Source organism: Burkholderia stabilis (assembly GCF_001742165.1).
GTDB classification, from domain to species: Bacteria; Pseudomonadota; Gammaproteobacteria; order Burkholderiales; family Burkholderiaceae; genus Burkholderia; species Burkholderia stabilis.
In genome coordinates, this window is sequence record NZ_CP016442.1 from 2,037,343 (window position 1) to 2,060,328 (window position 22,986).

The 22,986-nt window shown below is 67.4% G+C and carries 21 protein-coding genes; 7 read left to right on the top strand and 14 right to left on the bottom strand.

Going from position 1 to position 22,986, the window contains the following annotated elements; all coding sequences use genetic code 11:
* Positions 1 to 12 precede the first annotated feature (12 nt).
* The 6 genes from BBJ41_RS09455 (at position 13) to BBJ41_RS09480 (ending at position 5,163) form a co-directional block, all read left to right on the top strand.
* The gene (locus BBJ41_RS09455; protein WP_069746286.1) at positions 13 to 1,290 is read left to right on the top strand and encodes a GspE/PulE family protein; all 1,278 of its coding nucleotides are present in this window, start codon (positions 13 to 15) and stop codon (positions 1,288 to 1,290) included.
* A gap of 2 nt (positions 1,291 to 1,292) precedes the next feature.
* A complete protein-coding gene (locus BBJ41_RS09460; RefSeq protein ID WP_069746287.1) occupies positions 1,293 to 2,498 on the top strand; it encodes a type II secretion system F family protein in 1,206 nt (401 codons plus the stop codon).
* A gap of 46 nt (positions 2,499 to 2,544) precedes the next feature.
* Complete coding sequence (locus tag BBJ41_RS09465; RefSeq protein ID WP_069746288.1) at positions 2,545 to 3,456, top strand: prepilin peptidase; 912 nt, start codon at positions 2,545 to 2,547, stop codon at positions 3,454 to 3,456.
* Position 3,457: 1 nt separating this feature from the next.
* Complete coding sequence (gene coaE / locus BBJ41_RS09470) at positions 3,458 to 4,069, top strand: dephospho-CoA kinase (RefSeq protein ID WP_069746289.1); 612 nt, start codon at positions 3,458 to 3,460, stop codon at positions 4,067 to 4,069.
* 109 nt (positions 4,070 to 4,178) lie between these two features.
* Positions 4,179 to 4,934, top strand: coding sequence for a cell division protein ZapD (gene zapD / locus BBJ41_RS09475; RefSeq protein ID WP_069746290.1), 756 nt, complete (start codon positions 4,179 to 4,181; stop codon positions 4,932 to 4,934).
* Positions 4,935 to 4,962: 28 nt separating this feature from the next.
* The gene (locus BBJ41_RS09480; RefSeq protein WP_069746291.1) at positions 4,963 to 5,163 is read left to right on the top strand and encodes a DNA gyrase inhibitor YacG; all 201 of its coding nucleotides are present in this window, start codon (positions 4,963 to 4,965) and stop codon (positions 5,161 to 5,163) included.
* A gap of 55 nt (positions 5,164 to 5,218) precedes the next feature.
* Here the strand turns inward: BBJ41_RS09480 and BBJ41_RS09485 are convergent, their stop codons facing one another.
* From BBJ41_RS09485 to secA, 4 genes are all read right to left on the bottom strand, one after another.
* Positions 5,219 to 5,662, bottom strand: coding sequence for an NUDIX domain-containing protein (locus BBJ41_RS09485; protein ID WP_069746292.1), 444 nt, complete (start codon positions 5,660 to 5,662; stop codon positions 5,219 to 5,221).
* Positions 5,659 to 6,528, bottom strand: a complete 870-nt coding sequence (locus BBJ41_RS09490) for an ATP-binding protein (RefSeq protein WP_069746293.1) — start codon at positions 6,526 to 6,528, stop codon at positions 5,659 to 5,661. Before BBJ41_RS09490 ends, BBJ41_RS09485 begins: the two co-directional genes overlap by 4 nt.
* Positions 6,529 to 6,547: 19 nt before the next feature.
* Positions 6,548 to 7,789 (bottom strand): bifunctional glutamate N-acetyltransferase/amino-acid acetyltransferase ArgJ, encoded by a 1,242-nt coding sequence (gene argJ / locus BBJ41_RS09495; protein WP_069746294.1) that lies wholly within the window; start codon positions 7,787 to 7,789, stop codon positions 6,548 to 6,550.
* A 146-nt stretch (positions 7,790 to 7,935) separates the two neighbouring features.
* A complete protein-coding gene (gene secA, locus BBJ41_RS09500) occupies positions 7,936 to 10,734 on the bottom strand; it encodes a preprotein translocase subunit SecA (protein WP_069746295.1) in 2,799 nt (932 codons plus the stop codon).
* A gap of 256 nt (positions 10,735 to 10,990) precedes the next feature.
* Here secA and BBJ41_RS09505 point away from each other — a divergent pair, with 256 nt between their 5' ends.
* Positions 10,991 to 11,470: a DciA family protein gene (locus BBJ41_RS09505; protein ID WP_069746296.1), complete on the top strand. Its 480-nt coding sequence runs from the start codon at positions 10,991 to 10,993 to the stop codon at positions 11,468 to 11,470.
* Positions 11,471 to 11,546: 76 nt separating this feature from the next.
* Here BBJ41_RS09505 and lpxC read toward each other — a convergent pair whose 3' ends face one another.
* The 10 genes from lpxC to murD form a co-directional block, all read right to left on the bottom strand.
* On the bottom strand, positions 11,547 to 12,464 hold the full coding sequence (gene lpxC, locus BBJ41_RS09510) for a UDP-3-O-acyl-N-acetylglucosamine deacetylase (protein WP_069746297.1): 918 nt from the start codon (positions 12,462 to 12,464) through the stop codon (positions 11,547 to 11,549).
* A 240-nt stretch (positions 12,465 to 12,704) separates the two neighbouring features.
* A complete protein-coding gene (locus tag BBJ41_RS09515; protein ID WP_069746298.1) occupies positions 12,705 to 13,211 on the bottom strand; it encodes a peroxiredoxin in 507 nt (168 codons plus the stop codon).
* A gap of 188 nt (positions 13,212 to 13,399) precedes the next feature.
* Positions 13,400 to 14,596: a cell division protein FtsZ gene (gene ftsZ / locus BBJ41_RS09520; RefSeq protein WP_069746299.1), complete on the bottom strand. Its 1,197-nt coding sequence runs from the start codon at positions 14,594 to 14,596 to the stop codon at positions 13,400 to 13,402.
* A gap of 109 nt (positions 14,597 to 14,705) precedes the next feature.
* Positions 14,706 to 15,938, bottom strand: coding sequence for a cell division protein FtsA (ftsA, locus tag BBJ41_RS09525; RefSeq protein WP_006487138.1), 1,233 nt, complete (start codon positions 15,936 to 15,938; stop codon positions 14,706 to 14,708).
* 26 nt (positions 15,939 to 15,964) lie between these two features.
* Positions 15,965 to 16,717 (bottom strand): cell division protein FtsQ/DivIB, encoded by a 753-nt coding sequence (locus BBJ41_RS09530; RefSeq protein ID WP_069746300.1) that lies wholly within the window; start codon positions 16,715 to 16,717, stop codon positions 15,965 to 15,967.
* 19 nt (positions 16,718 to 16,736) lie between these two features.
* Entirely contained in the window at positions 16,737 to 17,678 is a 942-nt protein-coding gene (locus BBJ41_RS09535; RefSeq protein WP_069746301.1) for a D-alanine--D-alanine ligase, read from the bottom strand.
* A 1-nt stretch (position 17,679) separates the two neighbouring features.
* Positions 17,680 to 19,077, bottom strand: coding sequence for a UDP-N-acetylmuramate--L-alanine ligase (gene murC / locus BBJ41_RS09540; protein ID WP_069746302.1), 1,398 nt, complete (start codon positions 19,075 to 19,077; stop codon positions 17,680 to 17,682).
* Positions 19,074 to 20,177, bottom strand: a complete 1,104-nt coding sequence (murG, locus tag BBJ41_RS09545; protein ID WP_069746303.1) for an undecaprenyldiphospho-muramoylpentapeptide beta-N-acetylglucosaminyltransferase — start codon at positions 20,175 to 20,177, stop codon at positions 19,074 to 19,076. The genes murC and murG overlap by 4 nt, the downstream gene beginning before the upstream one ends.
* Positions 20,174 to 21,457 (bottom strand): putative lipid II flippase FtsW, encoded by a 1,284-nt coding sequence (ftsW, locus tag BBJ41_RS09550; protein ID WP_069746304.1) that lies wholly within the window; start codon positions 21,455 to 21,457, stop codon positions 20,174 to 20,176. The genes murG and ftsW overlap by 4 nt, the downstream gene beginning before the upstream one ends.
* A complete protein-coding gene (gene murD / locus BBJ41_RS09555) occupies positions 21,454 to 22,965 on the bottom strand; it encodes a UDP-N-acetylmuramoyl-L-alanine--D-glutamate ligase (RefSeq protein WP_069746305.1) in 1,512 nt (503 codons plus the stop codon). The genes ftsW and murD overlap by 4 nt, the downstream gene beginning before the upstream one ends.
* Positions 22,966 to 22,986 lie beyond the last annotated feature (21 nt).

Sequence of the window (22,986 nt, forward strand, 5' to 3'; positions counted from 1 at the left end):
GTGCCGGCTCACATGCATTTCCCTCCTCCCGCGGCGGCGCTGCACACGCAACCGCCGTCCGCTCATTCCGATGCGTCGGCTGCCGCCGCGCCACGCGCGCTCGACGCAGCCCAGCTCGACGATGCGCCAGCCGTGCGGCTGCTGACCGACACGCTGCATGCTGCACGCGTGCGCGACGCGTCCGACATCCACGTCGAACCGTTCGAAACCGGCTGGCGCATCCGCCTGCGCATCGACGGCGTGCTGCACGAACATGCGCGGCCGCCCCTTCACCTGCGCGACGCGCTCGTCACCCGGATCAAGGTCCTCGCGCGCATGGACATCGCCGAACGGCGGCTCCCGCAGGACGGCAGGCTGCGCATCGCGATCGACGGCGGCGTGCGCGGCGACTACCGCGTGAGTTCGCTCCCCACGCTGTTCGGCGAAAAGCTCGTGCTGCGGCGCCTCGAAACGATGCCGCCCGATCTCACGCTCGCCCGCCTCGGCTTCGATGCGCAACAGGCGGCCGCGATGGAGGCCGCGATACGCGCACCGCACGGCCTCGTGCTCGTCACGGGCCCGACCGGCAGCGGCAAGACGCTGTCGCTCTACTGCGCGCTGCAGATGCTCGATCGCGACACGCACAACGTCTGCACCGTCGAAGATCCCGCCGAAATCCAGCTCGACGGCATCAGCCAGGTCGGTGTCGCGGAGAAGGCCGGGCTTACGTTCGCGACCGCGCTGCGCGCGCTGTTGCGGCAGGACCCGGACATCATCATGGTCGGCGAGATTCGCGATGCGGAGACGGCCGACGTCGCGATCAAGGCCGCGCAAACCGGCCATCTCGTGCTGTCGACGCTGCACACGAACGACGCGCCGGCCGCCGTCGCGCGGCTGCTCGACATCGGCGTCGCGCCCTACAACCTTGCGGCCGCGCTGCACCTCGTCACCGCTCAGCGCCTCGTGCGGCGCCTGTGCGTCGCATGCCGCGTGCGCTCGGACGCACCGGCGCGCGTGCTGCTGGAAGCCGGGTGCGACCCGGCGGCCCTCGCCGCCGGATGGCGGCCGTTCGTCGCGCGAGGCTGTCCCGCCTGCCACGGCATCGGCTATCGCGGCCGTATCGGGCTCCACCAGACGATGCCGGTATCGCCCGGGCTGGCGGAGCGCATCGTCGCGCGGGCGAGCGTCGGCGAACTCGCGCAAAGCGCGGCGGCCGAAGGCGTGCGCAATCTGCGCGACGCGGCTTTCGCACGCGTCCAGGACGGCACGACGAGCATCGCGGAAGCCATCGCCGCGACGCCCGTGGCGTGAGCATGCGCGCGCCGCCGCGCGAAACCCGCTTCGCATGGCGCGGCCGCCATCGCGATGGCGCACCGCGTCGCGGGACCGTCATCGCCTTCGACGCCGCCGCTGCGCGCGCCGCGCTCGCGCGCGACGGCATCGCGGTGCTGTCGCTCAACGCCCGCGGGCCGGCCCGGCCGCCGTCGGCCGGCGCCCGGGACATCACCCGCTTCACACGCCAGCTAGCAAGCCTGCTGCAGGCCGGGCTGCCGCTCGCGCCGTCGCTCGAGATGCTCGCCCGCACCAGAACGCGCGACGGCCTGCCGCGCATCGCCGCGGGCCTCGCTCGCGAGATCATCGGCGGCCGGCGCTTCGCCGACGCGCTTGCTCGCTATCCGTCCCAGTTCGGCACGCTCTATCGCCAGCTGATCGAGGTCGGCGAAGCGTCGGGCTCGCTCGGCATCGTGCTGACACGGGTCGCGGAACACCGCGAGCGCGCCGATGCGCAGTGGCGCAAGCTGCGCGCCGCACTCGCGTATCCGGCGGCCGTGATCCTGTTCGCGCTCGCGATTTCGGCCGCGCTGATGGTGTGGGTCGTGCCGACGTTCCGGCAGATCTTCGACGGTTTCGGCGCCGCACTGCCGGCGCCGACCCGTGCGCTGCTCGCGCTGTCGTCCGCGCTGTCGGCGTGGGGCGGTGTACTCCTGGCCGTTGCGGCAGCAACGGGGCTGGTCGCCCATCACGCGCTTCGGCGGTCGCCGCCGCTGCGCCACGCGGTCGCGCGGCGCCTGCTGCACGCCCCCCTTGCGGGCAGCGCGCTCGCGCGGTTCGCGACCGCACGCTGGTGCCGCTCGCTTGCGACGCTGCTCGGCGCCGGCGTACCGCTCGCCGATGCGTTCTCGACACTCGAGCGCACGGCCGGCCATCCGGTGTTCGAGCAGGCTACCGCGCACATCTCGGCACGCGTGCTGCGCGGTGCGCGTCTCGCCGACGCGATGCAGTCGGCCGGCTGCTTTCCGGACGACGTCGTCCAGCCGATCGCCGTCGCCGAGGAGACCGGTGCGCTCGACACGATGCTCGCCGACATCGCCGCACTGTGCGAACGCCAGCTCGACGCGCGCCTCGAAGCGCTCGCCGCGCTCGGCGAACCGCTGATCGTGATCGTGCTGGGCGCGCTCGTCGGCGGCCTCGTAATCGCGATGTACCTGCCCATCCTTCAGCTGGGCAACGTGGTGTAGCATCGCAACCGATTCTGTCGCCTTTTAAGTCCGAACCTTGAGCCTCATGACGCCAGCGCCCCTGTATGCCGTTCCCGATTCGCCCGAGAGCACGCTGCTCGCGCTGGCGATGCTGCCGCCCGTGGTGCAGTACGTGTTCGCGGTCGTCATCGGCCTCTGCGTCGGCAGCTTCCTGAACGTGGTCGTGCACCGTCTGCCCGTGATGATGCAGCGCGCATGGCAGGCCGAAATCGCCGAAGCGACAGGCAACGCGGAGGCCGCCCCCGACGACGGCTATCCGCCGCGCTACGATCTGTGGCGCCCGCGCAGCGCATGCCCGCATTGCGGCCACGTGCTGCGCGCATGGGAGAACATCCCGGTCGTCAGCTACCTGATGCTGCGCGGGCGCTGCCGGCGCTGCGGCCACGCGATCAGCATCCGTTATCCGCTCGTCGAGCTCGCGTGCGCGCTGCTCGCCGCCGGCTCGCTCGCCGCGTTCGGTCCGACCGTCGCCGCGCTGGCCGCCTTTGCGCTGTGCGCTGCGCTGCTGGCGATGAGCGCGATCGATATCCGGACCGGCTACCTGCCCGACTCGATGACGCTGCCGCTTCTCTGGGCCGGGCTCGTGCTGAACCTCGGCGGCACGTTCACGTCGCTGCGCTCGGCCGTGATCGGCGCAATGGCAGGCTACCTGTTCCTGTGGTCGATCTACTGGCTGTTCAAATGGCTGCGCGGCATCGAGGGCATCGGCTTCGGTGACCTGAAGCTGCTTGCCGCGCTCGGCGCATGGATGGGCTGGGCCGCGCTGCCGCAGGTCGTGCTGTTCGCCGCGGTGACGGGCGCGGTCGTCGGGCTCATCGCGACCTGGCGCGGCCGCATGCGCTTCGAGGAGCCGATCCCGTTCGGCCCGTTCCTCGCAGCCGGCGGCGTCGCGACGCTGTTTTTCGGCACCCCTTTCTATTCCGCGCTCGGAGGCTGACATGTTCGCTGTAGGACTCACCGGCGGCATCGGCAGCGGCAAGACGACCGTTGCCGACCTGTTCGCCGCGCGCGGCGCATCGCTCGTCGATACCGATCTGATCGCCCACCGCATCACCGCGCCGGGCGGCGTCGCGATGCCGGCGATCGAGCAGGCATTCGGCCGCGACTTCGTTGCCGCCGACGGCTCGCTCGACCGCGCGAAGATGCGCACGCTGATATTCGGCGACGACGACGCACGCCAGCGCCTCGAAGCGATCACGCACCCGCTGATCCGCGCGGAGACCGATCGCGAGGCGTGCGAAGCGCAGGGCCCGTACGTGATGTTCGTCGTGCCGCTGCTCGTCGAATCGGGCAACTGGAAGGCGCGCAGCGATCGCGTGCTCGTCGTCGACTGTCCGGTCGAAACGCAGATCGCACGCGTGATGCGGCGCAACGGCTTCACGCGCGAACAGGTCGAAGCGATCATCGCCAGACAGGCGACCCGCGAGGCCCGGCTCGCGGCGGCCGACGACGTGATCGTCAACGACGCGACGACACCCGATGCGCTCGCCGCGCAAATCGATGCACTGCACCAACGCTATCTCGGGTTCGCAGCCGCCGCGCAGCACTGAGCATCGTGCGCGATCGTGATGGTGTACGAAATTGGCGCGTTGCTAGGGTAGAGAGTGAGCATTAGAATGTCCTGCATTGTTTCAATCCCTACCCAAGAGGCGAGCGCGCTTGATTCTTTACGAGTATCCGTTCAACGAGCGAATTCGCACGCTGTTGCGTCTCGAAGATCTATTCGAGCGCTTCGCGTTCTTTTTGGCTCAGGAGGACCCGCGTGAACACCACGTCGCGCTGACGACGCTGTTCGAAATCGCCGAGGTAACCGGCCGCGCGGACCTGAAATCGGATCTGATGAAGGAGCTCGAACGTCAACGCCAGACGCTCGCCCCCTTTCGCGGCAATCCGGGCATCGAGCAGAACGCGCTCGAAGCCGTGCTCGGCGAAATCGAGCAGACGCTCGCGAATCTCGCGCAGATGCAGGGCAAGACCGGGCAGCATCTCGTCGACAACGAGTGGCTTGCCAGCATCCGCAGCCGCGCCGTCATTCCCGGCGGCACGTGCAAGTTCGACCTGCCGTCGTACTACGCTTGGCAGCAATGGCCCGCCGAGCAGCGGCGCCAGGACATCGCGAAATGGGTCATGCCGATGCTGCCGCTGCGCGACGCCGCAACGATCGTGCTGCGGCTCGCACGCGAATCGGGCCAGGCGTCGAAGGTCATGGCGATGCAGGGCAGCTACCAGCAGATGCTGTCCGGCCGCACCTACCAGCTGATGCAAGTGCGTGTGCCGCCCGAGTTGCGCGTCATTCCCGAGGCGAGCGCCAACAAATACATGTTGTGGGTACGGTTCACCACGCAGGATGGCGACGTCCGGCCGCGCGCGGTGGACATCGACGTGCCGTTCCACCTGACACTGTGCAATCTGTAACGGCCGCGTGCCGAATCAATGCTTTCGTATGACTACCGTTGTGAAATGCCCGTCGTGCAGCGCCGAAGTGCGCTGGACACCTGAAAATCAGTTCCGCCCGTTCTGCTCGGCCCGCTGCAAGCAGCTCGACCTCGGCGCATGGGCCGCTGAAAAGTACCGGATCGGTGGCACCGCCGACGAGGGCCCGTCTTCGGAGGAAGACGGCACGAACGAGCGCCGCGACAGCTGAGCGGCGCGCCGCCCGTCGGCGATATGGCCCGCCTTTCAGGCAGGCCGCAGCGGCGTCATTGCGACGCCGCTTCCTTCTCGAGCAGTTCGAGCACCGGCAACGCAGCCGGCAGCAACGGCGCGACTTCAACCGGCAGCTGCTGCCACACGAACGCCTGCCCTTCCTTGCTGTGCGGTTCGCCCGTCCAGCCCGTCACCTTGCAGAAATAAAGCCGCACGTACGCGTGCGGATAGTCGTGCTCGAGCGTATGCCAGCGGTGGCTCGCCGTGACGACGATGCCGAGCTCCTCGTGCAGCTCGCGCGCCAGCGCGTCCTCGACGCTCTCGCCAGCTTCCAGCTTGCCGCCCGGAAACTCCCAGTAGCCTTCGTACGGCTTGCCCAGCAGGCGCTGCGCGAGCAGATAACGACCGTCCGGCTGCACCATCACGCCGACCGCGACTTCCGTCACCTTGCGGCCATCCGGCGCGCGCACCGCGCCCGCTGCGAGATCCGTACTCATGCCTGCTCCTTGCGGCCCGACCAGTCGCGCGCAAACTGCCACGCGACACGCCCCGACCGCGAGCCGCGCTCGAGCGCCCACACGAGCGCGTCGCCGCGCGCGGTCGCGATCTCCGCATCCGCGCAGCCGAAATGGCGCAGCCAGTGCGCGACGATATCGAGGTAGTCGTCCTGCTTGAACGGATAGAAGCTGACCCACAGGCCGAAGCGCTCCGACAGCGAGATCTTCTCCTCGACGACTTCGCCGGGGTGAATCTCGCCATCCGGGAGATGCTTGTACGTCTCGTTGTCGCTCATGTACTCGGGCAGCAGATGGCGGCGGTTCGACGTCGCGTAGATCAGCACGTTGTCCGACTGCGCGGCGATCGATCCGTCGAGCGCGACCTTCAGCGCCTTGTAGCCCGATTCGCCTTCCTCGAACGACAGGTCATCGCAAAACACGATGAACCGCTCGGGACGCTGCGAGATCAGATCGACGATGTCGCCGAGATCGTGCAGGTCGTCCTTGTCGACTTCGATCAGGCGCAGCCCGTCCTTCGCGTACGCGTTCAGGCATGCCTTGATGAGCGACGATTTGCCGGTGCCGCGCGCGCCGGTCAGCAGCACGTTGTTGGCCGGCTTCTTCTGCACGAACTGCCGCGTGTTCTGTTCGATAAGCCCTTTCTGGCGATCGATGTTGTGCAGGTCGTCGAGCGTGATCGACGAAACGGCCGGCACGGGCTGCAGGTAGCCGCGCCCCTGGCGCTTGCGCCAGCGGAAGGCGTGGGCGGCACTCCAGTCGACGGCCGCCTGGGCAGGCGGCAGCATCGCCTCGAGACGGCCGAGCATCGCTTCCGCGCGCGTCAGAAACTGTTCGAGCTTGTCCATATCGTTCGAGCGCTCCCGATCAGGAGCGGTAATCCGCGTTGATGCTCACGTAATCGTGCGACAGGTCGCACGTCCAGACGGTTGCCTGCGCGTCGCCGCGGCCGAGCAACACGCGGATCGTGATTTCGCTCTGCTTCATCACGCGCTGGCCGTCCTCTTCCTGGTAGGCCGGGTTGCGGCCGCCTGCCTTCGCGACGAGCACATCGTCGAGATAGAGGTCGATCTTGCCGACGTCGAGATCCGCGACGCCCGCATAGCCGATCGCCGCGAGAATCCGGCCGAGGTTGGGGTCGGATGCGTAGAAGGCCGTCTTCACGAGCGGCGAATGGCCGATCGCGTACGCGATCTGGCGGCATTCGGCGACGCTCTTGCCGCCTTCGACCTGCACCGTCATGAATTTCGTCGCGCCTTCGCCGTCGCGCACGATCAGTTGCGACAACACCTGGGCCACTTCCGTCACCGCAGTGCGCAGCGCCGCATAGGCCGGCGACTCGGTCGACGTGATGGCCGGCAGCGAGCTCTTGCCCGACGCGATCAGGATGAACGAGTCGTTCGTCGACGTATCGCCGTCGATCGTGATGCAGTTGAACGAGCGGTCGGCCACTTCCTTCACGAGCGTGTCGAGCACGGGCTGCGCGACGTTCGCGTCGAACGCGAGGAACCCGAGCATCGTCGCCATGTTCGGCTTGATCATGCCCGCGCCCTTGCTGATGCCCGTCAGCGTGACCGTGTGGCCGTCGATCGCGACCTGGCGCGACGTGGCCTTCGGCAGCGTGTCGGTCGTCATGATCGCCTGCGCGGCGTCATACCAGTTCGCGGCCTTGCGGTTCGCGAGCGCGGCCGGCAGTCCGGCCTTCAGACGGTCGATCGGCAGCGGCTCGAGGATCACGCCGGTCGAGAACGGCAACACCTGCGCCGGCTCGATGCCCGCGAGGCGCGCGAGTTCCGTGCAGGTCTCGCGTGCGTTCACGAGGCCCGGTTCGCCGGTGCCCGCGTTCGCATTGCCCGTATTCACGACCAGCGCGCGAATGCCCGCGCCGCCCGCACGCACCTTCGCCAGATGCTCACGGCAAACGGTGACCGGCGCCGCGCAGAAGCGGTTCTCGGTGAAGACGCCCGCGACCGTCGCACCTTCGTCGACGGAAATGACCAGCACGTCCTTGCGATTCGGCTTGCGGATATTCGCTTCCGCCCAGCCGAGGGTGACGCCGGCGACGGGATGCAGTTGGGCGGGATCGATCGACGGAAAATTGACAGCCATGGGGCACACCTGCCGGATGGAAAATGCCGGCACGTGCCGGCATCGATTGGAAGAACCGGCGGCCGCACGCGCGGGCCGCCGCAACTCACACATCAGTCACTCGAAGCTGCGAACGAAGCGGCACGCGAGACGCGTGCCGCCGTCGATCATGACAGCTTCCCGTGACACTGCTTGTACTTCTTGCCGCTGCCGCACGGGCACGGGTCGTTGCGGCCGACCTTCGGCATCTCGCCGCCGGGGCCGCTGTGCGCCATTGCGCTGCCGACCATGTCGGCCGTCGCAGCGGCAGCCGCAACGGCTGCCCCGCCGGCCACCGGCGCGGCGGCTTCGGCGAACTCGGCGTGCTGGTACTCGACGTTCTCGAGATGGCCGCCGCGCTCCTCGATCTGCTCGGCCGCTTCCTCGAGCTGCTCCGGCGACTGGATCTGCACGTTCATCACGATCCGCGTGACTTCCTGCTTGATCGCGTCGAGCATCGCGGCGAACAGTTCGAACGCTTCGCGCTTGTATTCCTGCTTCGGGTTCTTCTGCGCATAGCCGCGCAGGTGGATGCCCTGGCGCAGGTGGTCGAGCGCCGCGAGGTGCTCGCGCCACAGGCGGTCGACCGTCTGCAGCATCACCGAGCGCTCGAATGCGCTGAACGATTCGCGGCCGACCATCGCGACCTTGGCCTCGTACTGCTCGTCGGCGGCCGTCGTCACGGCGTCGAGAATCTCCTCGGCCGTGATCGACGACGATTCGTTCACCATTTCCTGGATCGCGAGGTCGAGCTGCCAGTCGTTGCGCAGCGCTTCCTCGAGCTCGGGCACGTCCCACTGCTCCTCGATGCTGCCTTCCGGCACGAACTGGCGGACGACTTCGGCAACCACGCCGTGGCGCATCGCGCTGATCGTCTCGGTGATGTCGTGGGCTTCGAGCAGTTCGTTGCGCTGCTGGTAGATGACCTTGCGCTGGTCGTTCGACACGTCGTCGTATTCGAGCAGCTGCTTGCGGATGTCGAAGTTGCGCGCCTCGACCTTGCGCTGCGCGGATTCGATCGAACGCGTGACGATGCCGGCCTCGATCGCCTCGCCTTCCGGCATCTTCAGGCGATCCATGATCGAGCGCACGCGGTCGCCCGCGAAGATGCGCAGCAGCGGATCGTCGAGCGACAGGTAGAAGCGCGACGAGCCCGGATCGCCCTGGCGGCCCGCACGGCCGCGCAGCTGGTTGTCGATCCGGCGCGATTCGTGGCGCTCGGTGCCGATGATGTGCAGGCCGCCCGCGGCCTTCACCTGCTCGTGCAGCGTTTCCCACTCGTCGTGCAGCTGCTTGATGCGGCGCGCCTTTTCGTCGGCCGGAATCGCTTCGTCGGCCTCGATGAACGCGGCCTGCTTCTCGGCATTGCCGCCGAGCACGATGTCGGTACCGCGGCCGGCCATGTTGGTCGCGATCGTGACGCGCTTCGGACGACCGGCTTCCGCGACGATCGCGGCTTCACGCTCGTGCTGCTTCGCGTTCAGCACCTCGTGCGGCAGCCCGGCCTGCTTCAGCAGGTGCGACAGCAGCTCGGAGTTCTCGATCGACGTCGTGCCGACCAGCACCGGCTGGCCGCGCTCGTAGCAGTCGCGGATGTCGCGGATCACCGCGTCGTAACGCTCCTTGGCCGTCTTGTAGATCTGGTCCTGCTTGTCGATCCGCTTCGGCGGGCGGTTGGTCGGGATCACGACCGTCTCGAGGCCGTAGATCTCGTTGAATTCGTACGCTTCGGTATCCGCCGTGCCCGTCATGCCCGCCAGCTTCGCGTACATGCGGAAGTAGTTCTGGAACGTGATCGATGCGAGCGTCTGGTTCTCGCTCTGGATCTTCACGTGCTCCTTCGCCTCGACGGCCTGGTGCAGGCCGTCGGACCAGCGGCGGCCGGCCATCAGGCGGCCCGTGAATTCGTCGACGATCACCACTTCGCCGTTCTGCACGACGTAGTGCTGATCCTTGTGGAACAGCGTGTGTGCGCGCAGCGCCGCGTACACGTGGTGCATCAGCGTGATGTTCTGCGGCGCGTACAGGCTTTCGCCCTCGCCAATCAGGCCCCATTCGGCGAGCAGGCGCTCGGCCTTCTCGTGGCCCGATTCCGTCAGGAACACCTGGCGTGCCTTCTCGTCGAGCGTGTAGTCGCCCGGCTTCTCGACGCCCGTGCCGTCGGCCTTCTCCTCGCCGATCTGGCGCTCGAGCAGCGGCGGCAGCGCGTTCATCCGCACGTACAGCTCGGTGTGATCTTCCGCCTGGCCCGAAATGATCAGCGGCGTGCGCGCCTCGTCGATCAGGATCGAGTCCACTTCGTCGACGACCGCGAAATTCAGCGCCCGCTGCACGCGCGCGTCGGTCTCGTAGACCATGTTGTCGCGCAGGTAGTCGAAGCCGAACTCGTTGTTCGTGCCGTACGTGATGTCCGCTGCGTAAGCTTCCTGCTTCTGGTCGTGCTCCATGCCGGACAGGTTGATGCCGACCGACAGACCGAGGAAGTTGTAGAGGCGCGCCATCCATTCGGCGTCGCGCTGCGCGAGGTAATCGTTGACGGTCACGACGTGCACGCCGCGGCCCGCCAGCGCATTCAGGTACACGGGCAGCGTCGCGACGAGCGTCTTGCCCTCGCCGGTGCGCATTTCCGCGATCTTGCCGTAGTGGAGCACCATGCCGCCGATCATCTGCACGTCGAAGTGGCGCATCTTCAGCACGCGGCGGCTCGCCTCGCGACAGACCGCGAATGCTTCGGGCAACAGCTTGTCGAGCGACTCGCCGGCCGCGACCCGCTGGCGGAATTCGTCCGTCTTGCCGCGCAACTGGTCGTCCGTCAGCTTCTCGATCTGCGTTTCGAGCGCATTGATCGTCGTGACGGTCTTTTGGTATTGCTTGACGAGCCGCTGGTTGCGGCTGCCAAAAATTTTCTGGAGAAAACCGGTTGTCATCGGATCGGATCCTGCGTCGCAGCACCGGCGCCCGGCGCGTGATGCGCGCCCCGGCGCCCGAGCCTCGGCGGCTTAGCGAATTAGTGGACTCAAACGGTGAATTTTAGCACGCGGGAACGCGTGCGCCCGTGTCTCCGCCGGACAGGCATTGCGTGCCGGCGCCCGGGCTGACGGGGCGAAAGCCGCCTGTGTGCGGGCCGGCGCGGGTACAATCGGCGTCAACGTCCGCGCATGTACGCGCCCGAAGAATGCCTCGATGAACCGATTTTCCAAGCGTTTCGGCCCGCTCGCCGCGTATCGCCCGCAACCCGTGTCCGAAGTGCTCAACCGCACCGACGCGTTCGCGGCGCTGCGCGCCGGCGTCGAGCAGGTCGCGTCGCTGCAGCGCGATCTGGGCGCGCTCCTGCCCGACTACCTGGCGAATCATGTCGAACCGGGCTCCATCAAGGACGGCACCCTGACCCTCTTTGCCGCGCACAATGCGCTCGCCGCCCGGTTGCGGCAGGTCGAGCCGCGGCTGCTCGGCGATCTCCAGAAACGCGGCTGGCCGGTCTCGGCGCTGCGCGTGCGCGTACGGCCGAAGGACGCGCCGGAGCCGCCGCACGTGAAGCAGGCGCGGATGACGTCCGTCGGCGCCGCCGCATTGCGCGACCTCGCCGACCACCTCGAACCGTCACCGCTGCAGGCCGCGCTCGCCCGGATGGCTGCGCGACACGGCGCGAAATCGCCGCGCTGAGCGCGCCGCCGGCGCGAACGGCCAACAAAAAAGCGGCCCGCAGGCCGCTTTTTTTATCGCTGGTGCCGAACGCCGATCAGGCGAAGGCCGTCTGCGCGTCGAACGCGAAGCCGCGCGGGGCGGCCTGCGGATCGTCGAACGTGACGATCTCGTACGCATCCTCGTGCGCGAGCAGTTCGCGCAGCAGCGCGTTGTTCAGCCCGTGGCCCGACTTGTACGCGGTGTACGACGCCAGCAGCGGATGACCGATCACGTACAGGTCGCCGATCGCGTCGAGCATCTTGTGCTTCACGAATTCGTCGTCGTAACGCAGCCCGTCGTTGTTCAGGATGCGGTACTCGTCGAGCACGATCGCATTGTCCATGCTGCCGCCGCGCGCCAGACCGATCTCGCGCAGCATCTCTGCCTCGTGCGCGAAGCCGAACGTGCGCGCACGCGCGATCTCGCGCACGTACGACGTATTCGCGAAATCGACCTCGAGTTCCTGGCCCGTTTTATCGACGGCCGGGTGACGGAAATCGATCGAGAACTTCAGCTTGAAGCCGAAGTACGGATCGAGACGCGCGAACTTGTCGCCATCTCGGATTTCGACCGTCTTCTTCACCTTGATGAAGCGCTTCGGCGCGTTCTGTTCCTCGATGCCGGCGGACTGGATCAGGAACACGAAGGTCGCCGCGCTGCCGTCCATGATCGGGATTTCCTCGGCCGTCACGTCGACATACAGGTTGTCGATGCCGAGGCCCGCGCACGCGGACATCAGGTGCTCGACCGTCGACACGCGCACGCCATCCTTCTGCAGCACCGACGCGAGCCGCGTGTCGCCGATCGACATCGCCGAGGCGGGAATGTCGACGGGCGTGGGCAGGTCAACGCGGGAAAAAACGATGCCCGTGCCCGGCGCGGCGGGACGGAGCGTCAGCTCGATCTTGCGGCCCGAGTGGACACCGATACCCACGGTCTTGACGATGGATTTGATGGTGCGCTGCTTCAGCATGGTGTTCTTCGTCGTGATTGAAGATGTCAATCAGGAGTTATATTCGATAGGCGGGATTATAGCGTAATTCCCTATTCAACGCTGTTTGAAACTGCGTATCAATCTGTTTCGACAGTTTACCCGCGCCGATACGGGACGGGCCGATGCCCGGAACGGAGGCGTTTCCGGTCATCGGCCCGTGTTACAACTGCCCTGAGGCCGGTGAGCAGCGTTGCCCGCAGGCAACGGCCCACCGCACGATCAGGACGTCAACGTCGCGAGAACACTCGCCGCATCGCTCACTTCGAATTTGCCCGGCGCCTCGACGGCCAGCGTCTTGACCACACCGCCGTCAATCACCATCGCGTAGCGCAGGGAACGAATTCCCATGCCACGCGCGGACAAATCCTGCGTCAGCCCCAGCGCATGAGTGAAAGCCGCGCTGCCGTCCGCCATCATGCGCACCTTGCCCGCGGTGTGCAGATCACGTCCCCATGCGCCCATCACGAATGCGTCGTTGACAGACACGCACCAGATCTCGTCGATACCCGCCGAGCGCAGTTGCTCGGCGTGTTCGACGTAGCCCGGCACATGCTGCGCCGAGCAGGTCGGCGTGAAAGCGCCCGGCAATCCGAAGATCACCACCCGCTTTCCCGCGACCTGGTCGCGCACGCTGAAGGCGTTCGGCCCCAGCGTGCAGCCTTCGCGCGTGTCGTCGATGAACTCGAACAACTGCGCGTCGGGCAGCGCGTCGCCCACTTGAATCATGGCTGGTCCCTCATAGCGATACGGTTTTTCAGCGTGTTGCGGACAGCACGGCCCATCCCGCCCCGCCTGAGCGAAGAGGGCACGTTTCCCGGCCCGGCGTCGCATCCGACGCGGCCTGTCGTGGTCCGTAGCATCCGTCACGCCGGCGATACCGCGGCGACTTCGCCGCGGCTTCGCCTGTGTTTGCGTCAGTCAGCCTGCTTGCGCAGGAAAGCCGGGATGTCGTAGGTGTCGACACCCTTCTCCTGCAGCGCCTGCACGTGCGATGCCGCGGTTTCGCGCGAGTTGCGCCACACCGCCGGCGTATCGAGCGCGCCGTAGTCGGCCGTGCTGACGTGATGCGATTGCGCATAACCGTGCGACACCGCGCTGACCGGCTGGTTGTCCGTACCCGTGCGCAGCAGCGTCATCGGAGCCGACTGCTGCTTCTTCGCAGCACGGCCCAGACCCGTCGCCACGACCGTCACGCGCAGCGCATCGCCCATCGCGTCGTCGTACACCGCACCGAAGATCACCGTGGCATCTTCCGCCGCGTAGCTCTTGATCGTGTTCATCACTTCGCGCGTTTCCGACAGGCGCAGCGAACGGCTCGACGTGATGTTGACCAGCACGCCGCGCGCGCCCGACAGATCGACGCCTTCGAGCAGCGGGCTCGCCACGGCCTGTTCCGCCGCGAGGCGTGCGCGATCGACGCCGGCGACCGTCGCCGTGCCCATCATCGCCTTGCCCTGCTCGCCCATCACCGTCTTCACGTCTTCGAAGTCGACGTTCACGAGGCCATCGACATTGATGATTTCAGCGATGCCTGCGACCGCGTTGTTCAACACGTCGTCCGCGCACTGGAAGCACTTGTCCATCTCGGCGTCGTCGCCCATCACGTCGAACAGCTTGTCGTTCAGCACGACGATCAGCGAGTCGACGTGATCCTCCAGTTGCTGCGAACCTGCTTCAGCGACGCGCATGCGCTTGCCGCCTTCGAACTCGAACGGCTTGCTGACGACACCAACCGTCAGGATGCCCATCTCCTTCGCGATCTGCGCGACCACCGGTGCCGCGCCCGTGCCCGTACCGCCGCCCATGCCGGCCGTGATGAACACCATGTGCGCGCCGCGCAGTGCATCGGCGATGCGCTCACGCGCTTCTTCCGCTGCCGCACGACCCATTTCCGGCTTTGCACCGGCGCCAAGACCCGTGTTGCCGAGCTGGATGACCGACGATGCGCGCGAACGCGACAGCGCCTGGGCGTCCGTGTTCATCACGATGAAGTCGACGCCCTGCACGCCGCGGTTGATCATGTGCTGGACGGCATTGCCGCCAGCGCCGCCAACGCCCACCACCTTGATGATGGTGCCGTTGGTTTCGGTTTCCAGCATTTCGAATTCCATGTTGCCTCCGTCAAGAGAATTACTTACTCGGCCGTTATTCGGCAGGAGATCGGGCAACCCCCTGTCGCGCGCCAGCCGCCGGCACCGGCGCGAATTTCGATTCGGTTCGTCAGAAGTTGCTCAAGAACCATTCCTTCATCCGCGAGAACACTTGCCCCGCGTTGCCGGACTGCACGGCGACCTTGCGGCCGCGCATGCGCTGAGCGCTGCCTTCGACGAGCAGCCCCATCGCCGTCGAGTAGCGCGGATTGCGCACGACGTCGGAGAGGCCGCCTGCATATTCCGGCGCGCCGATGCGCACCGGTTTCAGGAAAATGTCTTCGCCGAGCTCGACCATGCCCGGCATCATCGATGCACCGCCGGTAATGACCACGCCGGAGCTCAACAGTTCTTCGTAACCCGACTCGCGCACCACCTGCTGCACGAGCGAGAACAGTTCCTCGACGCGCGGCTCGATCACGGCCGCCAGCGCCTGGCGCGACAGCGTGCGCGGGCCGCGTTCGCCGAGACCCGGCACTTCGACCATCTCGTCCGGATCGGCGAGCGCCTGCTTCGCGATCCCGTAGCCGACCTTGATGTCTTCCGCATCCGGCGTCGGCGTGCGCAGCGCCATCGCGATGTCGCTCGTGATCTGGTCGCCGGCGATCGGGATCACCGCGGTGTGGCGGATCGCGCCTTCGGCGAAGATCGCGATGTCGGTCGTGCCGCCGCCGATGTCGACCAGCACCACGCCGAGATCCTTCTCGTCTTCCGTCAGCACCGCCAGCGACGACGCGAGCGGCTGCAGGATCAGGTCGTTCACTTCGAGCCCGCAGCGGCGCACGCACTTGACGATGTTCTGCGCGGCGCTCACCGCGCCCGTCACGATGTGCACCTTCACCTCGAGGCGGATGCCGCTCATCCCGATCGGCTCGCGCACGTCTTCCTGGCCGTCGATGATGAATTCCTGCGTGAGGATGTGCAGCACCTGCTGGTCGGTCGGGATGTTGATCGCCTTCGCGGTCTCGATCACGCGCGCGACGTCCGTCTGCGTGACTTCCTTGTCCTTGATCGCGACCATCCCGCTCGAGTTGAAGCTGCGGATATGGCTGCCCGCGATCCCCGTGAACACGTTGGTGATCTTGCAGTCGGCCATCAGCTCGGCTTCCTCGAGCGCGCGCTGGATCGACTGCACGGTGGCCTCGATGTTGACCACCACGCCTTTTTTCAGACCCTTCGACTCGCTCTGGCCGAGACCGATCACCTCGTAGTGGCCTTCGCCCTTCAGCTCGGCGACGATGGCCACCACCTTCGACGTGCCGATGTCGAGGGAAACCAGCAGATCCTTGTAGTCTTTGCTCATAAAGTGCTCTTGCGTGTGATCTCTCGTTACTTCTTGCGCTTGTCGGTATCGGTCAGGAACCGCATGCCTGCCGCGCGAATCGCGAATCCGTTCGGATAGCGCAGGTCCGCGTACTCGATGTCGTTGCCCCAACGCTCCGTGACGGCCGGCCATGCGGCCACCAGGCGCTGGCTCCGGTCATGCAGTGATTCACTGTTGCGTTCCTTGCCCAGCTCGACCTGCATGCCGTTCGACAGCTTCACCGTCCACGCGTACCGCGCCGACAGCGTCACTTCTTCCGGCGCCGCCTTCAGCGGCGCAAACCATTTCCCGAAGTCGTGGTACCGCGTGACGACTTCCTTTGCACTGCCTTCCGGGCCGTCGAACGCGGGCAGCTCCTGCTCCAGCTCGCCCTGGTTCGCGGTGAACAGCTCGCCGTCGACGCTCACGAGCTGGTCGCTGCCCCAGGTCCCGAGCGGTTTGTACTCCTCGAGCGTGACAGCCAGCGCATTCGGCCACACCCGGCGCACGCTCGCATGGCGCACCCAGGGCATCTGCTCGAACGCGGCGCGCGCCGTGTCGAGATCCACCGTGAAGAAATTGCCCTTCAGCCGGCCGACCACGCCCGCACGCACCGTCGGCGTGTTGATGTGCTCGGTGTCGCCGTCGATCTTGATCTCGCGCAGCGCGAACGTCGGGCGCTGGATCAGCCAGTAGCAGCCGGCCGCCGCCAACACGAGCAGCAACAGCGCGTACAGCGCGCTGGCGGCAAGGTTGAGTTGGCGAACGTTGTTCCACATACGTCGTTCCGTTCCTGCGTCAGTCGTTGAGCGTGAGCGACAGCACCTTCACGACCAGCTCCGAATAGCTGATGCCGACCGCGCGCGCGGCCTTCGGCGGCAGCGAGTGGTCGGTCATCCCGGGGGCCGTGTTCACTTCCAGGAAATACGCGTTGCCGGCTGCGTCGAGCATGAAATCCGCGCGGCCCCAGTCGGTACAGCCGAGCACGTCGAACGCGCGGCGCGCGATGCGCTTCAGTTCCGCCTCCTGTGCGGCCGGCAGGCCGCACGGGATCAGGTACTGCGTGTCGTCGGCGACGTACTTCGCGTGGTAGTCGTAGAACTCGCCCGCCGGCACGATCTTGATCAGCGGCAGATCGAGATCGCCGGCGATGCACGCGGTGTATTCGCCGCCGCCTTCGATGCTCTTCTCGACGATCACGATCTTGTCGTGCGTCGCAGCTTCCGCGAGCGCGGCCGGCAGCGCGTCGGCCGTCTTCACCTTCAGCACCGCGACGCTCGAGCCTTCGCTCGCCGGCTTCACGAACAGCGGCAGGCCGAGCTTCGCGACGATTTCCGTCGCGCGCACCGCGAGGTCGTCGCCGCGCATCACCGTCTCGAACGGCGGCGTCGGCACACCCGTCTGCTGCCACACGAGCTTCGTGCGGAACTTGTCGAGGCCGAGCGCCGACCCGAGCACGCCGCTGCCCGTGTAGCGGATCCCGTAGAAATCGAGCGCGCCCTGGATCTGGCCGTTCTCGCCGTAGCCGCCGTGCAGCGCGTTGAATGCGCGCACGAAGCCTTCGTCCTTCAGCGCCGACAGCGGCCGCTCGGCCGGGTCGAACGGATGCGCATCGACGCCCGCGTCACGCAGGCCCTGCAGCACGAGGCGGCCCGAGGTGAGCGACACCTCGCGCTCGGCGGATTCGCCGCCGAACAACACCGCCACCTTGCCGAAACGTTTCGGATCGATCCCGCTCATGTCATCCCTTCTGTTGCGTGTTCTGCACGACCTTCGCCGGCACGCCGCCGATCGAACCCGCGCCCATCGTGATCACCACGTCGCCGTTCTGCGCGACCTTCGCCAATGCATCCGGCACGTCGTCGACCGTTGCGACGAACACCGGGTCAACCTTCCCTATCGCGCGCAGCGCACGCGACAGCGCGTCGCCGCTGGCCGTCGCGATCGCGGCCTCGCCGGCCGCATAGACTTCCGTCAGCACCAGCGCATCGACCGTCGACAGCACGTTGACGAAATCGTCGAAGCAGTCGCGCGTGCGCGTGTAGCGGTGCGGCTGGAACGCCAGCACGAGGCGGCGGCCCGGGAATGCGCCGCGCGCGGCCGCGATCGTCGCGGCCATTTCGACCGGGTGATGGCCGTAGTCGTCGATCAGCGTGTACTGGCCGCCGTCCGCGGTCGGTACGTCGCCGTAACGCTGGAAGCGCCGGCCTACACCGTTGAATTCCGCGAGCGCCAGCTGGATCGCGTCGTCCGTCACGCCGAGGTCGGTCGCGATCGCGATCGCCGCGAGCGCGTTCTGCACGTTGTGCAGGCCCGGCATGTTCAGTACGACCGCGAGCGGCGCGCGCCCTTCGCGGATCACCGTGAAATGCATCCGGCCGTCGCGCGCGTCGATGTCCTCGGCGCGCACCTGCGCGTCCGGCGACAGGCCGTAGCGCACGACCGGCTTCGAGATGAACGGGATGATCTGCCGCACGTTCGGATCGTCGACGCACACGACCGCGCTGCCGTAGAACGGCAGGCGCTGCGTGAATTCGATGAACGCCTGCTTGAGCCGCGCGAAATCGTGGCCGTAGGTGTCCATGTGATCGGCGTCGATGTTCGTGATGACTTCGATCACCGGATACAGGTTCAGGAACGACGCGTCCGACTCGTCGGCCTCGGCGACGATGAAGTCGCCCGTGCCGAGCCGCGCGTTCGCGCCGGCGCTGATCAGCCGCCCGCCGATCACGAAGGTCGGGTCGAGCCCGCCCGCCGCGAGCACGCTCGCGACGAGGCTCGTCGTCGTGGTCTTGCCGTGCGTTCCGGCGATAGCGATGCCCTGCTTCAGGCGCATCAGTTCCGCGAGCATCACCGCGCGCTGCACGATCGGCACGCGCTTCGCGCGCGCGGCCAGCACTTCCGGGTTGTCCGAGCGCACGGCCGTCGACACGACGACCGCGTTCGCGCCCTCGATGTTCGCCGCATCGTGGCCGATCGCGATCCGCGCGCCGAGCGCCTGCAGACGATCGGTCACCGCGTTGCGCGACAGGTCCGAGCCGCTGACCTCGTAGCCGAGGTTGACGAGCACTTCGGCGATGCCGCTCATGCCCGCGCCGCCGATCCCGACGAAATGAATGTGTTTGACGATGTGTTTCATTGCAATTGTTCCAGGTTCGCGCCGGCCGCCTTCGCGCACACGCGCGCGACTTCCTCGGTGGCCTCGGGCTTCGCCAGTGCGCGCGAACGTTCCGCCATGTCGGCGAGCGATGCCCGCGACTGACCGCGCAGCCAGTCGGCGAGCAGGTCCGCCGACAGGTCGCGTTGTTGCACCAGCACGGCCGCGCCCGCATCGGCGAGGAACGCGGCATTGGTCGTCTGGTGATCGTCGACCGCGTACGGGAACGGCACGAACAGCGCCGCCACGCCCACCGCCGCGATCTCCGACACCGTCATCGCCCCCGACCGGCAGATCACGAGATCCGCCGCCGCATATGCGGCCGCCATGTCGTCGATGAACGGCACGAGCCGCACGTCTTCGCCGGCCGCGAAACCGGCCGCTTCGTAATTCGCCTTCAGTGCATCGATATGCTTCGCGCCGGCCTGATGCACGATGCGCGGGCGTTCGCCCGGCACCAGCATCGCCAGTGCGCGCGGCACCACTTCGTTCAGCGCGGTCGCGCCGAGGCTGCCGCCGACGACGAGCACGTTCAACGGGCCGCTGCGCGACGCATAGCGTGCTTTGGGCGGTTCCGTGCGCGCAAGTTCCGTGCGGATCGGGTTACCTGTCCATTCCGCGTGCGGCAGCGCGCCGGGGAACGCGACGAGCACGCGTTTCGCGAGTTTCGCGAGCACCTTGTTCGTGAGGCCCGCGATCGAATTCTGTTCGTGCAGCACGAGCGGACGACCCGACAGCGCAGCCATCACGCCCGCCGGGAACGTGATGTAGCCGCCCATCCCGAGCACGACGTCCGGCCGCACTCGGCGCAGCGCGCCGAGGCTCTGCCAGCACGCGCGCAGCAGGTTGACCGGCAGCGTCAGCTTGGTCTTCAGGCCCTTGCCGCGCAGCCCGCCGAACCGCACGTATTCCATCGGAATGCCGTGCTTCGGCACGAGCGTCGCTTCCATCCCGGCCGGATTGCCGAGCCATACGACGCGCCAGCCCGCCGCTTCCATCCGGTGCGCGACCGCGAGCCCCGGGAACACGTGGCCCCCGGTGCCGCCTGCCATCACCATCAGCGTGCGTCGCGACGCGGTCATACCTTCCCTCCGCGCATCAACACCCGGTTTTCATAGTCGACCCGCAGCAGCACCGCGAGCGCGACGCAGTTCAGCAGAATGCCCGAGCCGCCGTAGCTCACGAGCGGCAGCGTGAGGCCCTTGGTCGGCAGCAGCCCGAGGTTCACGCCCATGTTGATGAACGCCTGCGCGCCGAACCAGATGCCGATGCCCTTTGCCGTCAGGCCCGCGAACGTGCGATCGAGCGCGAGCGCCTGGCGGCCGATCTCGAACGCGCGACGCACGATCCAGTAGAACAGCAGGATCACGACCAGCACGCCGATGAAGCCGAGCTCCTCGCCGATCACCGCGAGGATGAAGTCGGTATGCGCTTCCGGCAGGTAGTTCAGCTTCTCGACGCTGCCGCCGAGGCCGACGCCGAACCATTCGCCGCGGCCGAACGCGATCAGCGAATGCGTGAGCTGGTACGCCTTGCCCTGCGCATAGCGCTCGTCCCACGGATCGAGATACGCGAAGATCCGCTCGCGACGCCACGGCGACAGCCACACCAGCATCGTGAACGTGCCGACCGCCGTCGCGACGAGGCCGCCGAACAGCTTGCCGTTCACGCCGCCGAGGAACAGCACGCCCATCGCGATCGCGGCGACCACCATGAACGCGCCCATGTCAGGCTCGAGCAGCAGCAGCGCGCCGACCAGGCCGACCGCGAACGCCATCGGCAGGAAGCCCTTCGCGAAGCTCTGCATGTACTCCTGCTTGCGCACCGTGTAGTTCGCCGCGTAGATCGTCACCGCAAGCTTCATGATTTCCGACGGCTGCATGTTCGTGATGCCGAGCGGAATCCAGCGGCGCGCGCCGTTCACGCCCTTGCCGACGTGCGGGATCAGCACGATCACGAGGCTGACGAGCGCGATCAGGAAGAGATGCGGCGCGTACTTGTCCCACGTCGATACCGGCACGCGGAACGCGACCACCGCCGCGACGAACGCGACGACGAGCGACACGCAGTGGCGCATCAGGAACGCGTAATCGTGGTACTGCGCGTATTTCGGCGAATCCGGCATCGCGATCGACGCCGAATACACCATCACGACGCCGAGCCCGAGCAGCGCGATCGCCACCCACAGCAGCGAGTAATCGAAGTCGAGCATCCGCGAACGGCTCGGGCGCACGCCGTTGACGACGCTCGCGAGGCCGCCCGTCGCGGCGCGCGTGGCGGACGCGACACGGCCGCCCGCGGCATTGCCGCCGGCCTCGCGCCGGTCGTTGAAACGGGAGACGAGGCGATCGGACCAGCTCATGGCGTCGCTCCTTTGTCGATGGCGATTTCGTCGACCGCCGCGCGGAACACATCCGCGCGATGGGCGTAATTCCTGAACATGTCGAGGCTCGCGCACGCAGGCGACAGCAGCACCGCGTCGCCCGGCTCCGCGAGATCGGCCGCCGCGTGCACCGCGCCTTCGAGCGTTTCGTGGTCGGCGAGCGGCACGCCCGTTTCGGCGAGCGTGTCGCGAATCGCCGGCGCATCGCGGCCGATCAGCATCACCGCGCGGCACCAGCGCGCGACCGGCGCGACCAGCGGCGCGAAATCCTGGCCCTTGCCGTCGCCGCCTGCGATCAGCACGATCTTCTGCGCGAGCCCGTCGAGCGCGGCAACCGTCGCACCGACGTTCGTTCCCTTGCTGTCGTCGACGTAGTCGACGTCGTCGATCGTCGCGATCACTTCGACACGATGCGCTTCGCCGCGGTATTCGCGCAGCGCATGCAGCAGCGGCGCGGCCGGCAGGTCGATCGCACGCGCGAGCGCGAACGCGGCCAGCGCGTTCGCCGCGTTGTGCAGCCCGCGAATGCGCAGCGCGTCGGCCGGCATCAGGCGCTTCTGCGCGATGTCGGGCGTATGCGCGGCGTCGCGCTTGCGCCGGCGGCTCGTCGTCGCTTCATCGGGCGCGTCGCGATCGACGGCTTCCACCAGCCACGCGATGCCGTTGTCGCGCGACAGCCCGTAGTCGCCGTCCTGCGTCGGTTCGTGCAGGCCGAACGTGACCGTACGCGGCGCGTCGGCCGCGCCGGCGGCCGGCGCGAACTTCATCACGGCGGCATCGTCGCGGTTCAGAACGCGCGTCGTCGTCGCGCCGAAGATCCGGCCCTTTGCCTTCGCGTAGGCGTCGAAGCTGCCGTGCCAGTCGAGGTGGTCCTGCGTGATGTTGAGGATCGCGGCCGCATCGGGCGCGAACGTGCGCGCGGTCTCGAGCTGGAAGCTCGACAGTTCGAGCACCCACACGTCGGGCAGCGCCGTTTCGTCGATCGCGCCCGCGAGCCGGTCGAGCATCGCGGGGCTGATGTTGCCGGCAACGGCGACCTTCTTGCCCGCGCGCTGGCACAACAGGCCCGTGAGGCTCGTCGTCGTGGTCTTGCCGTTGGTGCCGGTGATCGCGAGCACCTTCGGCTGGTAGCCGCTCGTGCCGAGCGCGCGCAGCGCCTGTGCGAAGAATTCCAGCTCGCCCCACACCGCGATCCCGAGCTCGTTCGCGGCCGCGACCAGCGCAGCGAGTTCCGGTTCGAGCGGCGACAGCCCGGGGCTCAGCCCGACGAGTTCGACGCCGCCGTCGAGCAGCGCGGGCGCGAACGCCCCGCCGACGAATTCCGCATCGATGCCTTCAGCCTGCAGCGAGGCAAGGTTCGGGGGCGCCTCGCGGGTATCGGCAATGCGCAGCCGGCACCCGTGCCTCGCGCACCATCGCGCGATCGCGAGACCCGATTCCCCGAGCCCCAGTACGAGCACCATCGGCCGTTGCCGATCTCCAAACATCTCGCCAGACATCCTTGTTAC

Excerpts from the sequence above, each read along its gene's own strand:
- murD (WP_069746305.1), bottom strand. The coding sequence starts at position 22,965 with ATGTTTGGAGATCGGCAACGGCCGATGGTGCTCGTACTGGGGCTCGGG.
- BBJ41_RS09485 (WP_069746292.1), bottom strand. The coding sequence starts at position 5,662 with ATGAGTACGGATCTCGCAGCGGGCGCGGTGCGCGCGCCGGATGGCCGC.
- secA (WP_069746295.1), bottom strand. The coding sequence starts at position 10,734 with ATGACAACCGGTTTTCTCCAGAAAATTTTTGGCAGCCGCAACCAGCGG.
- ftsZ (WP_069746299.1), bottom strand. The coding sequence starts at position 14,596 with ATGGAATTCGAAATGCTGGAAACCGAAACCAACGGCACCATCATCAAG.
- BBJ41_RS09460 (WP_069746287.1), top strand. The coding sequence starts at position 1,293 with ATGCGCGCGCCGCCGCGCGAAACCCGCTTCGCATGGCGCGGCCGCCAT.
- BBJ41_RS09480 (WP_069746291.1), top strand. The coding sequence starts at position 4,963 with ATGACTACCGTTGTGAAATGCCCGTCGTGCAGCGCCGAAGTGCGCTGG.
- lpxC (WP_069746297.1), bottom strand. The coding sequence starts at position 12,464 with ATGCTGAAGCAGCGCACCATCAAATCCATCGTCAAGACCGTGGGTATC.
- coaE (WP_069746289.1), top strand. The coding sequence starts at position 3,458 with ATGTTCGCTGTAGGACTCACCGGCGGCATCGGCAGCGGCAAGACGACC.
- BBJ41_RS09490 (WP_069746293.1), bottom strand. The coding sequence starts at position 6,528 with ATGGACAAGCTCGAACAGTTTCTGACGCGCGCGGAAGCGATGCTCGGC.
- murG (WP_069746303.1), bottom strand. The coding sequence starts at position 20,177 with ATGACCGCGTCGCGACGCACGCTGATGGTGATGGCAGGCGGCACCGGG.
- BBJ41_RS09465 (WP_069746288.1), top strand. The coding sequence starts at position 2,545 with ATGACGCCAGCGCCCCTGTATGCCGTTCCCGATTCGCCCGAGAGCACG.
- BBJ41_RS09505 (WP_069746296.1), top strand. The coding sequence starts at position 10,991 with ATGAACCGATTTTCCAAGCGTTTCGGCCCGCTCGCCGCGTATCGCCCG.
- ftsA (WP_006487138.1), bottom strand. The coding sequence starts at position 15,938 with ATGAGCAAAGACTACAAGGATCTGCTGGTTTCCCTCGACATCGGCACG.
- BBJ41_RS09515 (WP_069746298.1), bottom strand. The coding sequence starts at position 13,211 with ATGATTCAAGTGGGCGACGCGCTGCCCGACGCGCAGTTGTTCGAGTTC.
- ftsW (WP_069746304.1), bottom strand. The coding sequence starts at position 21,457 with ATGAGCTGGTCCGATCGCCTCGTCTCCCGTTTCAACGACCGGCGCGAG.
- argJ (WP_069746294.1), bottom strand. The coding sequence starts at position 7,789 with ATGGCTGTCAATTTTCCGTCGATCGATCCCGCCCAACTGCATCCCGTC.
- BBJ41_RS09455 (WP_069746286.1), top strand. The coding sequence starts at position 13 with ATGCATTTCCCTCCTCCCGCGGCGGCGCTGCACACGCAACCGCCGTCC.
- BBJ41_RS09535 (WP_069746301.1), bottom strand. The coding sequence starts at position 17,678 with ATGAGCGGGATCGATCCGAAACGTTTCGGCAAGGTGGCGGTGTTGTTC.
- BBJ41_RS09530 (WP_069746300.1), bottom strand. The coding sequence starts at position 16,717 with ATGTGGAACAACGTTCGCCAACTCAACCTTGCCGCCAGCGCGCTGTAC.
- murC (WP_069746302.1), bottom strand. The coding sequence starts at position 19,077 with ATGAAACACATCGTCAAACACATTCATTTCGTCGGGATCGGCGGCGCG.